This is a genomic window from Pseudomonas sp. AK-TSAG1-1, from assembly GCF_056821665.1.
On sequence record NZ_CM165965.1, the window covers coordinates 5,269,274 to 5,281,421 of the forward strand.

At 54.0% G+C, this 12,148-nt stretch carries 6 protein-coding genes, 2 tRNA genes and 3 rRNA genes; all 11 read right to left on the bottom strand.

What is annotated here, in order from left to right:
• Window positions 1–71: 71 nt before the first annotated feature.
• A 5S ribosomal RNA gene (gene rrf / locus AC1UK9_RS23790) occupies window positions 72–187 on the bottom strand.
• 159 nt (window positions 188–346) lie between these two features.
• Window positions 347–3,238 (bottom strand): 23S ribosomal RNA (locus AC1UK9_RS23795).
• Between the two features lie 236 nt (window positions 3,239–3,474).
• Window positions 3,475–3,550, bottom strand: a tRNA-Ala gene (locus AC1UK9_RS23800).
• Between the two features lie 28 nt (window positions 3,551–3,578).
• Window positions 3,579–3,655, bottom strand: a tRNA-Ile gene (locus AC1UK9_RS23805).
• A gap of 81 nt (window positions 3,656–3,736) precedes the next feature.
• Window positions 3,737–5,273 (bottom strand): 16S ribosomal RNA (locus AC1UK9_RS23810).
• The 16S, 23S and 5S rRNA genes sit together here with 2 tRNA genes alongside, the layout of an rRNA operon.
• 554 nt (window positions 5,274–5,827) lie before the next feature.
• A complete protein-coding gene (gene msrQ, locus AC1UK9_RS23815; RefSeq protein WP_473013599.1) occupies window positions 5,828–6,439 on the bottom strand; it encodes a protein-methionine-sulfoxide reductase heme-binding subunit MsrQ in 612 nt (203 codons plus the stop codon).
• Window positions 6,439–7,452 (bottom strand): protein-methionine-sulfoxide reductase catalytic subunit MsrP, encoded by a 1,014-nt coding sequence (gene msrP / locus AC1UK9_RS23820; RefSeq protein WP_482578626.1) that lies wholly within the window; start codon window positions 7,450–7,452, stop codon window positions 6,439–6,441. Before msrP ends, msrQ begins: the two co-directional genes overlap by 1 nt.
• Window positions 7,453–7,515: 63 nt before the next feature.
• Window positions 7,516–8,373, bottom strand: a complete 858-nt coding sequence (pssA, locus tag AC1UK9_RS23825; protein WP_025108844.1) for a CDP-diacylglycerol--serine O-phosphatidyltransferase — start codon at window positions 8,371–8,373, stop codon at window positions 7,516–7,518.
• Window positions 8,374–8,521: 148 nt separating this feature from the next.
• The gene (ilvC, locus tag AC1UK9_RS23830) at window positions 8,522–9,538 is read right to left on the bottom strand and encodes a ketol-acid reductoisomerase (protein ID WP_003228216.1); all 1,017 of its coding nucleotides are present in this window, start codon (window positions 9,536–9,538) and stop codon (window positions 8,522–8,524) included.
• Window positions 9,539–9,586: 48 nt separating this feature from the next.
• On the bottom strand, window positions 9,587–10,078 hold the full coding sequence (gene ilvN / locus AC1UK9_RS23835; protein WP_003205610.1) for an acetolactate synthase small subunit: 492 nt from the start codon (window positions 10,076–10,078) through the stop codon (window positions 9,587–9,589).
• Between the two features lie 2 nt (window positions 10,079–10,080).
• Complete coding sequence (locus AC1UK9_RS23840) at window positions 10,081–11,805, bottom strand: acetolactate synthase 3 large subunit (protein WP_025108843.1); 1,725 nt, start codon at window positions 11,803–11,805, stop codon at window positions 10,081–10,083.
• Window positions 11,806–12,148 lie beyond the last annotated feature (343 nt).

Consider the following 12,148-nt stretch of genomic DNA (forward strand, 5'->3'; position numbering starts at 1 on the left):
CTAAGTAAAAAACTTTCCTACGGGCAAAACAAAACCCCAACTGCTTTCGCAATTGGGGTTTCGGAATTTAATCTTGACGATGACCTACTCTCACATGGGGAAACCCCACACTACCATCGGCGATGCATCGTTTCACTTCTGAGTTCGGGATGGGATCAGGTGGTTCCAACGCTCTATGGTCGTCAAGAAATTCGGTGTGCCGACTCGTCTTTCGACGCTTCAGCAAATTGGGTATGCGATAGTTTGTGTGTTTCTCTCGAACTTTCGGTTTGTTTCGTCTTCACACACCGCAATCTGGTGACCTTTCGCTTTTCAGCTCAAAGCCTGCAAATTGCTTGGGTGTTATATGGTCAAGCCTCACGGGCAATTAGTATTGGTTAGCTCAACGCCTCACAGCGCTTACACACCCAACCTATCAACGTCGTAGTCTTCGACGGCCCTTCAGGGAACTCAAGGTTCCAGTGAGATCTCATCTTGAGGCAAGTTTCCCGCTTAGATGCTTTCAGCGGTTATCTTTCCCGAACATAGCTACCCGGCAATGCCACTGGCGTGACAACCGGAACACCAGAGGTTCGTCCACTCCGGTCCTCTCGTACTAGGAGCAGCCCCTCTCAAATCTCAAACGTCCACGGCAGATAGGGACCGAACTGTCTCACGACGTTCTAAACCCAGCTCGCGTACCACTTTAAATGGCGAACAGCCATACCCTTGGGACCGGCTTCAGCCCCAGGATGTGATGAGCCGACATCGAGGTGCCAAACACCGCCGTCGATATGAACTCTTGGGCGGTATCAGCCTGTTATCCCCGGAGTACCTTTTATCCGTTGAGCGATGGCCCTTCCATACAGAACCACCGGATCACTAAGACCTACTTTCGTACCTGCTCGACGTGTCTGTCTCGCAGTCAAGCGCGCTTTTGCCTTTATACTCTACGACCGATTTCCGACCGGTCTGAGCGCACCTTCGTACTCCTCCGTTACTCTTTAGGAGGAGACCGCCCCAGTCAAACTACCCACCATACACTGTCCTCGATCCGGATAACGGACCTGAGTTAGAACCTCAAAGTTGCCAGGGTGGTATTTCAAGGATGGCTCCACGCGAACTGGCGTCCACGCTTCAAAGCCTCCCACCTATCCTACACAAGCAAATTCAAAGTCCAGTGCAAAGCTATAGTAAAGGTTCACGGGGTCTTTCCGTCTAGCCGCGGATACACTGCATCTTCACAGCGATTTCAATTTCACTGAGTCTCGGGTGGAGACAGCGCCGCCATCGTTACGCCATTCGTGCAGGTCGGAACTTACCCGACAAGGAATTTCGCTACCTTAGGACCGTTATAGTTACGGCCGCCGTTTACCGGGGCTTCGATCAAGAGCTTCGCGTTAGCTAACCCCATCAATTAACCTTCCGGCACCGGGCAGGCGTCACACCCTATACGTCCACTTTCGTGTTTGCAGAGTGCTGTGTTTTTAATAAACAGTCGCAGCGGCCTGGTATCTTCGACCGGCATGAGCTTACGGAGCAAGTCCTTCACCCTCACCGGCGCACCTTCTCCCGAAGTTACGGTGCCATTTTGCCTAGTTCCTTCACCCGAGTTCTCTCAAGCGCCTTGGTATTCTCTACCCAACCACCTGTGTCGGTTTGGGGTACGGTTCCTGGTTACCTGAAGCTTAGAAGCTTTTCTTGGAAGCATGGCATCAACCACTTCGTCACCCAAAGGGTAACTCGTCATCAGCTCTCGGCCTTAAGATCCCGGATTTACCTAAGATCTCAGCCTACCACCTTAAACTTGGACAACCAACGCCAAGCTGGCCTAGCCTTCTCCGTCCCTCCATCGCAATAACCAGAAGTACAGGAATATTAACCTGTTTTCCATCGACTACGCTTTTCAGCCTCGCCTTAGGGACCGACTAACCCTGCGTCGATTAACGTTGCGCAGGAAACCTTGGTCTTTCGGCGTGGGTGTTTTTCACACCCATTGTCGTTACTCATGTCAGCATTCGCACTTCTGATACCTCCAGCAAGCTTCTCAACTCACCTTCACAGGCTTACAGAACGCTCCTCTACCGCATCACTTGCGTGATACCCGTAGCTTCGGTGTATGGTTTGAGCCCCGTTACATCTTCCGCGCAGGCCGACTCGACTAGTGAGCTATTACGCTTTCTTTAAAGGGTGGCTGCTTCTAAGCCAACCTCCTAGCTGTCTAAGCCTTCCCACATCGTTTCCCACTTAACCATAACTTTGGGACCTTAGCTGACGGTCTGGGTTGTTTCCCTTTTCACGACGGACGTTAGCACCCGCCGTGTGTCTCCCATGCTCGGCACTTGTAGGTATTCGGAGTTTGCATCGGTTTGGTAAGTCGGGATGACCCCCTAGCCGAAACAGTGCTCTACCCCCTACAGTGATACATGAGGCGCTACCTAAATAGCTTTCGAGGAGAACCAGCTATCTCCGAGCTTGATTAGCCTTTCACTCCGATCCACAGGTCATCCGCTAACTTTTCAACGGTAGTCGGTTCGGTCCTCCAGTCAGTGTTACCTAACCTTCAACCTGCCCATGGATAGATCGCCCGGTTTCGGGTCTATTCCCAGCGACTAGACGCCCTATTAAGACTCGCTTTCGCTACGCCTCCCCTATTCGGTTAAGCTCGCCACTGAAAATAAGTCGCTGACCCATTATACAAAAGGTACGCAGTCACAGAACAAAGTCTGCTCCCACTGCTTGTACGCATACGGTTTCAGGATCTATTTCACTCCCCTCTCCGGGGTTCTTTTCGCCTTTCCCTCACGGTACTAGTTCACTATCGGTCAGTCAGTAGTATTTAGCCTTGGAGGATGGTCCCCCCATATTCAGACAAAGTTTCTCGTGCTCCGTCCTACTCGATTTCATGACTAAGAGATTTTCGCGTACAGGGCTATCACCCACTATGGCCGCACTTTCCAGAGCGTTCCGCTAATCTCAAAGCCACTTAAGGGCTAGTCCCCGTTCGCTCGCCACTACTAAGGGAATCTCGGTTGATTTCTTTTCCTCAGGGTACTTAGATGTTTCAGTTCCCCTGGTTCGCCTCTTGCACCTATGTATTCAGTACAAGATAACCATCTTATGATGGCTGGGTTCCCCCATTCAGACATCTCCGGATCAAAGTCTGTTTGCCGACTCCCCGAAGCTTTTCGCAGGCTACCACGTCTTTCATCGCCTCTGACTGCCAAGGCATCCACCGTATGCGCTTCTTCACTTGACCATATAACCCCAAGCAATCTGGTTATACTGTGAAGACGACATTCGCCGAAAATTCGCGATTAAACTCACAAATTTTACCTTAGCCTGAATAAACACCAGTGAAAGTGCTATCCAGTCTATCTTTCTATCACATACCCAAATTTTTAAAGAACGATCCAGTCAAAGACTAGAAATCAACATTCACCATCATCACAATGGAATGCTCATTTCTAAGCTTTCAAACTTCAGAAGCAGTGGTGGTGGAGCCAAGCGGGATCGAACCGCTGACCTCCTGCGTGCAAGGCAGGCGCTCTCCCAGCTGAGCTATGGCCCCGTATCTCTACAGGTTTCCCACACAAAATTGGTGGGTCTGGGCAGATTCGAACTGCCGACCTCACCCTTATCAGGGGTGCGCTCTAACCAACTGAGCTACAGACCCAATTTCGGGCTGCTTCTATCGTCTTCTTCAATGAATCAAGCAATTCGTGTGGGAACTTATGGAGCAGCTGATGTCGTCGATTAAGGAGGTGATCCAGCCGCAGGTTCCCCTACGGCTACCTTGTTACGACTTCACCCCAGTCATGAATCACACCGTGGTAACCGTCCTCCCGAAGGTTAGACTAGCTACTTCTGGTGCAACCCACTCCCATGGTGTGACGGGCGGTGTGTACAAGGCCCGGGAACGTATTCACCGCGACATTCTGATTCGCGATTACTAGCGATTCCGACTTCACGCAGTCGAGTTGCAGACTGCGATCCGGACTACGATCGGTTTTATGGGATTAGCTCCACCTCGCGGCTTGGCAACCCTCTGTACCGACCATTGTAGCACGTGTGTAGCCCAGGCCGTAAGGGCCATGATGACTTGACGTCATCCCCACCTTCCTCCGGTTTGTCACCGGCAGTCTCCTTAGAGTGCCCACCATAACGTGCTGGTAACTAAGGACAAGGGTTGCGCTCGTTACGGGACTTAACCCAACATCTCACGACACGAGCTGACGACAGCCATGCAGCACCTGTCTCAATGTTCCCGAAGGCACCAATCCATCTCTGGAAAGTTCATTGGATGTCAAGGCCTGGTAAGGTTCTTCGCGTTGCTTCGAATTAAACCACATGCTCCACCGCTTGTGCGGGCCCCCGTCAATTCATTTGAGTTTTAACCTTGCGGCCGTACTCCCCAGGCGGTCAACTTAATGCGTTAGCTGCGCCACTAAGAGCTCAAGGCTCCCAACGGCTAGTTGACATCGTTTACGGCGTGGACTACCAGGGTATCTAATCCTGTTTGCTCCCCACGCTTTCGCACCTCAGTGTCAGTATCAGTCCAGGTGGTCGCCTTCGCCACTGGTGTTCCTTCCTATATCTACGCATTTCACCGCTACACAGGAAATTCCACCACCCTCTACCATACTCTAGCTCGCCAGTTTTGGATGCAGTTCCCAGGTTGAGCCCGGGGATTTCACATTCAACTTAACGAACCACCTACGCGCGCTTTACGCCCAGTAATTCCGATTAACGCTTGCACCCTCTGTATTACCGCGGCTGCTGGCACAGAGTTAGCCGGTGCTTATTCTGTCGGTAACGTCAAAACACTAACGTATTAGGTTAATGCCCTTCCTCCCAACTTAAAGTGCTTTACAATCCGAAGACCTTCTTCACACACGCGGCATGGCTGGATCAGGCTTTCGCCCATTGTCCAATATTCCCCACTGCTGCCTCCCGTAGGAGTCTGGACCGTGTCTCAGTTCCAGTGTGACTGATCATCCTCTCAGACCAGTTACGGATCGTCGCCTTGGTGAGCCATTACCTCACCAACTAGCTAATCCGACCTAGGCTCATCTGATAGCGCAAGGCCCGAAGGTCCCCTGCTTTCTCCCGTAGGACGTATGCGGTATTAGCGTTCCTTTCGAAACGTTGTCCCCCACTACCAGGCAGATTCCTAGGCATTACTCACCCGTCCGCCGCTGAATTCAGGAGCAAGCTCCTGTCATCCGCTCGACTTGCATGTGTTAGGCCTGCCGCCAGCGTTCAATCTGAGCCATGATCAAACTCTTCAGTTCAAACATCTTTGGGTTTTTAAGAAACCCTAAACTTGGCTCAGCAATCGTTGGTTACATCTTTGATTTCTCGCGGAGTAACTTGTGATGCTGATAATCTTGTTGACTATCAGTCTGACTCCACAAGCACCCACACGAATTGCTTGATTCAGTTGTTAAAGAGCGGTTGGTTAAGATCTTTCGTCTCAACCGAGGCGCGCATTCTACAGCAGCCTCATTTGCTGTCAAGTGATTATTTTCAGAAGTTTTCGAAGATTTCTTCAACAACTTCAACCACTTGCGCTTCCGATCTCTCGTTAGCGGGAGGCGAATTCTACAGCGTTACTCGCTGTTGTCAACACCCTTTTTTTCACCGCTTTCGACCGAGAAGATCGAACCGTTAAAAGCGCCAGACATGCCGGCATTTTCAACTCCCTCCAGGCTTCGATGTTCTGAAGCAAGCCGCTGTCGAAAACTGCGTAACTCATTGAATCTCAAGGAGTTTTCCGTTTCGACTGCGCCGGAAGTGGGGCGAATTATAGACCTCCAGAATCTGCCGTCAACCGTTAATTTCAGTTTTATTGCAAAACCTGCTTTTTAGCCGGCAATCGCCGGATTCGCCTTGCAACCATAGGTACACGCAGCAGTAAAAGCACTGCACCTATAAAGGCATAGATCGTCCACTCCTTAAGGTCTGCCCGCACGATCCACAGCATGTGCAGTAATCCCAGGCCCAGAATCACGTAAGCCAACCGATGCAACTTCTTCCAGCGCACACCCAAACGACGCTGACTGTAGCGATTGGACGTTACCGCCAACGCCAACAAGCCGAGAAAACCCAGCGTGCCAACAATAATGTACGGACGCTTACGCAGCTCCACGCCCAACTGAGACCAGTCGAAGCCCAGAATAAATGCCATATAGCTGCACAAGTGCAAAACCACATAAGCAAAACACCACAATCCCAACTGACGGCGAACAGCAATCCACCCCGCCCACCCCGTCAACTTCTGCAGAGGCGTCATGGCCAATGTAATCAACAGCAGCACCAATGTCCCCAACCCCAGCCGATCGACCAGCACTTTGCCAGGATCGGGACCGAGCAAATCCGCGAACGCCTGATAGAACCAAAGCAATGGCCAGATCGCCGCCACGATGAAAACACCTGCACGCCAGTATGGATATCGCATCAGTAGTTCTTCCGCAGATCGAGCCCTGTATATAAAGAAGCCACTTCATCGGAATAACCATTGAACATCCGGGTATCGCGCACATTCGGTTTAAACAAGCTGTTGGGCAGCCGACGCTCCCGCGCCTGAGTCCAGCGCGGATGATCCACAGTAGGGTTAACGTTGGCATAGAAGCCATACTCATCCGCCGCGATGCTCTGCCAGGTCGTCTTCGGTTGCTCGCTGACCAGACTGATACGCACAATGGATTTGACACTTTTGAACCCGTACTTCCACGGCACTACCAAGCGTAACGGCGCTCCGTTCTGATTTGGCAATTCGCGGCCATACATGCCAACGGCCAGAATCGCCAAGGGATTCATCGCCTCGTCCAGGCGCAAGCCTTCTACATATGGCCAGTCAATCAAGGCAAAACCAGACCGCTGACCGGGCATGCTCTTGGGATCCTGCAGGGTCTCAAAACGAATGTACTTGGCGTTAGAGGTCGGTTCGACCTGCTTGAGCAGCGCAGAGATCGGAAAACCGATCCACGGAATAACCATCGACCAGGCCTCAACGCAGCGAAGGCGATAGATACGCTCCTCCAACTGGTACGGTTTCATGAAGTCTTCCAGCGCATAGCGTCCGGGCTTCCCCACCTCTCCGTCCACCACCACGCTCCACGGCTCGGTTTTCAGCGAACCGGCATTGGCTGCCGGATCGCCCTTGTCGGTACCGAACTCATAGAAGTTGTTGTAGTGGGTCGCGTCTTTGTAAGGCGTGATCGCCTCATCCTTGACGTTGACTGCACCCCACTTGGTGGAAGGCAGCTTTTCTTTAAACCAGGCAGGCGCCTTGCCCGACTCGACGTCGGCGTAGCGCGCCGTATCTTCTGCGACAGCCCAACGCGGCATGCTGCTCACGGCGATACCGGTCGCAGTAGCTCCGAGCAACTGTCGACGAGAAAGATAAATGGATTCAGGCGTGACATCCGACTCATGGCAGTCGGACGCTTTGGGGATTTTGATCAGCATGGCAACTCCGCAGCTTTGGAGGACAGATGCACCCATAGACTGCGGAGTATGCGGGAAATTACATCACTCGGCGTTTTTGTGACGACGAAGACGCAACAGGTATTGCACCGGGCCGGAAGCGGCGTAAGCGAGGAACACGAGCAGCAGAATTCGAGGTGGATCACTGAAGACCACAGCGAACACCAGCACCACTGCAAGGATCGCCACGAAAGGCACACGGCCCTTCAAATCCAGCTCCTTGAAGCTGTTGTACTTGATGTTGCTGACCATCAGCATGCCGGCAGCCGCCACCATCAAGGCGACCAGGAACGACATCTTAGAACCCTGGATTCCGTAGTCGCTGAACGCCCAGACAATCCCCGCCACCACGCCTGCAGCCGCCGGGCTGGCCAGACCGATGAAGTAGCGCTTGTCAGCTGTACCGACCTGAGTGTTGAAACGCGCCAGACGCAACGCCGCACCGGCCACATAGATGAAGGCGACCATCCAGCCGACCTTACCCATGTCGCCCAGCGCCCAGCCGAAGGCCAGCAGCGCCGGCGCCACACCAAAGGCAACCATGTCGGAGAGCGAGTCATACTCGGCACCGAATGCGCTTTGCGTATTAGTCATGCGCGCGACACGGCCATCGAGACCGTCGAGCACCATGGCGACGAAAATCGCGATCGCGGCGAAGGCGAAATACTTGCTCGCGTTGGTAGCGTCCCCGGCGCTCAAGGCAGCCTGGGCACTCATCGAGTTGATGATGGAATAAAACCCTGCAAACAGGTTCGCAGTGGTGAACAGGTTCGGCAGCAGATAGATACCACGATGCCGGACTTTACGACCTTCTGCGTCGTGCCCTTCCTCGACGTGTTCATCGATGGGCAGCAGGCTTTCGGCGTCAGAAGCCTGGTTCGGCTCTTCGGGACGTTCGCTCATGGACATTACCTTGCAACGTATTTGGAAAGTTTCGACAGGTGTCTGGGACGACGGTTCGGCCACAAACGCTGCAGCTTTATACCAGAAGCGCCGGCTCAAACGAAAAAACGCGGCCGAGGCCGCGTTTTTTCATACAAGGAACGACGACTTAGTTTTTGGCTTTGTCGACGATCTTGTTGGCACCGATCCACGGCATCATGGAGCGCAGTTGCTCGCCGATGATCTCGATACCGTGAGCGGCGTTGTTACGACGCTTGGCGGTCATCGAAGGGTAGCCGGTTGCGCCTTCGCTGATGAACATTTTGGCGTATTCGCCGTCCTGAATACGTTTCAGGGCATTGCGCATGGCCTGACGCGATTCGGCGTTGATCACTTCCGGACCGGTCACGTACTCGCCGTATTCGGCGTTGTTGGAGATCGAGTAGTTCATGTTGGCGATACCGCCTTCGTACATGAGGTCAACGATCAGTTTCAGTTCGTGCAGGCACTCGAAGTAAGCCATTTCCGGCGCGTAGCCAGCTTCAACCAGGGTTTCGAAACCGGCTTTGACCAGCTCAACGGTACCGCCGCACAGTACGGCTTGCTCGCCGAACAGGTCAGTTTCAGTCTCGTCCTTGAAGGTGGTTTCGATGATGCCGGTACGACCGCCACCCACGCCAGCTGCGTAGGACAGGGCTACGTTTTTGGCGTTGCCCGAAGCGTCCTGGTAGATCGCGATCAGATCAGGAATACCGCCGCCTTTCACGAACTCGGAACGAACGGTGTGGCCCGGGGCTTTCGGCGCGATCATGATCACGTCGAGGTCGGCACGCGGCACAACCTGGTTGTAGTGGATCGCGAAGCCGTGGGAGAAGGCCAGAGTGGCGCCTTTCTTGATGTTCGGCTCGATTTCGTTCTTGTACAGGGAAGACTGGAACTCGTCCGGGGTCAGGATCATGACCAGGTCGGCAGCAGCAACAGCGGAAGCAACGTCAGTTACTTTCAGGCCATGAGCTTCAGCTTTGGCAACGGTCGCCGAACCTTTACGCAGACCGACGGTAACGTCGACACCGGAGTCTTTCAGGTTGCACGCTTGGGCGTGGCCCTGGGAGCCGTAACCGATGATGGCAACTTTCTTGCCCTGGATGATCGACAGGTCGCAGTCTTTATCGTAGAAAACTTTCATGAATTTCCCCTATATATCCAGGCCGTTCAGGCCATTCGCTAATTTGGTTTAGATGCTGAGTACTTTGTCGCCGCGGGCAATGCCGGTCACGCCGCTGCGGACGGTTTCCAGAATCGATGCGGTGCCGATGGACTGAATGAAGCTGTCGAGCTTGTCGCTGGTACCGGTCAATTGAACGGTATACACGCTGGCACTGACATCGACGATCTGTCCACGGTAAATATCGGTGGTGCGTTTGATCTCGGCGCGCTGGGCGCCAGTGGCCTTGACCTTGACCAGCATCAGCTCGCGCTCGATGTGAGCGCTTTCCGACAGGTCCACCAGCTTGACCACTTCGATCAGCTTGTTCAGGTTTTTGGTGATCTGCTCGATGATTTCATCGTGGCCAACGGTGGTCAGCGTCAGACGCGACAGGGTCGGGTCTTCGGTCGGGGCCACGGTCAGGCTTTCGATGTTGTAGTTGCGCTGCGAGAACAGGCCGACTACGCGAGACAGAGCGCCGGGTTCGTTTTCCAGAAGCAGGGAAATAATGTGCCGCATGATTAAGTACGCTCCGTCTTGCTCAGCCACATATCGCGCATGGAGCCGTCTTTGATCTGCATCGGATAGACGTGCTCGCTGGTATCGACCGAAATATCGATCACCACCAGACGATCTTTCATGGCGAACGCTTCTTCCATCTTCGACTTCAAATCTTTCGAATCGGTGATGCGCACGCCGACGTGACCGTAGGCTTCAGCCAGTTTGACGAAGTCAGGCAGCGACTCCATATAAGAGTGCGAGTGACGACTGCCGTAGCTCATGTCCTGCCACTGACGAACCATCCCCAAAACGCCGTTGTTCAGGATGACGATTTTCACTGGCAAGCCGTATTGCAGGCAGGTCGACAGCTCCTGGATGTTCATCTGGATGCTGCCTTCGCCGGTGACGCAGGCAACGTCGTCATCCGGAAAGCTCAACTTGATGCCCATGGCCGCCGGAAAACCGAAGCCCATGGTGCCCAGACCGCCGGAGTTGATCCAGCGATTCGGCTTGTTGAACGTGTAGTACTGCGCAGCGAACATCTGGTGCTGGCCCACGTCGGAAGTGATGAAGGCATCGCCCTTGGTCACTTCGCACAGGGTCTCGATCACGGTCTGCGGCTTGATCAGGCTGCCGTCGCCCTTTTCATAAGGGAACAGGCCGCGATCACCGCGCCATTCATCGACTTGCTTCCACCAACTGGCAACGGACTCCTTGTTCGGGGTCTCGCCGATTTCCTTGAGGATCGCGACCATTTCGGTCAGGACGCTCTCCACCGGGCCAACGATTGGCACGTCAGCCTTGATGGTCTTGGAGATCGAAGCAGGGTCGATGTCAATGTGGATGATCTTGGCGTTCGGGCAGAATTTTGCCGCGCCGTTGATCACACGGTCATCGAAACGCGCGCCGACAGCCAGGATCACGTCGGCATGGTGCATCGCCAGGTTGGCGGTGTAGCTGCCGTGCATGCCGAGCATGCCGATGAACTGACGGTCGGTGCCAGGGAAACCGCCCAGGCCCATCAAGGTGTTGGTCACTGGCAGGTTGAGCATTTTTGCCAGTTCGGTCAGCGGGGCGGAACCGTTGCCGAGGATCACGCCACCACCGGAGTACATGACCGGACGCTTGGCCGCCAGTAGCATTTCTGCCGCCTTGCGGATTTGCCCGGAGTGACCGCGAACGGCCGGGCTGTAGGAGCGCAGCTTGGCTTTTTTCGGGAAGACGTATTCGAACTTCTCGGCCGGGTTGGTCATGTCTTTCGGGATATCGACCACGACCGGGCCCGGACGACCGGATTGCGCCAGGTAGAACGCCTTCTTCATGACTTCCGGGATTTCCGAGGCGTGCTTGATCATGAAGCTGTGCTTCACGATCGGCCGGGAGATACCGATCATGTCGGTTTCCTGGAACGCGTCGGTGCCGACCATGGTGCTTGGCACCTGACCGGAAATGATCACCATGGGAATCGAGTCCATATAGGCGGTGGCGATACCGGTGATGGCGTTTGTGGCGCCTGGACCGGAAGTCACCAATACCACGCCGGCTTTACCGGTGGCACGGGCGTAGCCGTCAGCCATATGGGTAGCCGCTTGTTCGTGACGAACCAGGATGTGGGTCACTTCCGGTTCTTTGAACAGGGCATCGTAAACATGAAGGAGAGCACCACCCGGGTACCCGTAGATATATTTGACGCCTTCGTCACGCAAGAAGCGGACGAGCATCTCACCGCCAGATAAAAGCTCCACGTTGTTCACCTCTAAAACGCCAGAATACCGTCCACAAAAAGGGGCGGGTCTTAATAGGTTTACTTCTCGGCAGAGCATGAGCGACGGTGGTCGCCGACTACGTCAGCACTGACTGAGCAAGTATTGGGATCGTCCCAAGTGTTGCGGGCCTTTCCCACCCAGCGCGAGGTAACGCGTTGCGGGTGTAACAGGTCGACGCGGATATGCGCCTCATGATCTACCGAGTGGGTCTGCTTCTGGCAGTCCCTCTACAGCGGACTTTGGATTCTTCTGTTTCGCCCTCTCCAAGTCAAGCCGTCAATGTGCTTAATTGTGGGTAAGCACATGAGAACGCAAGAAAAAA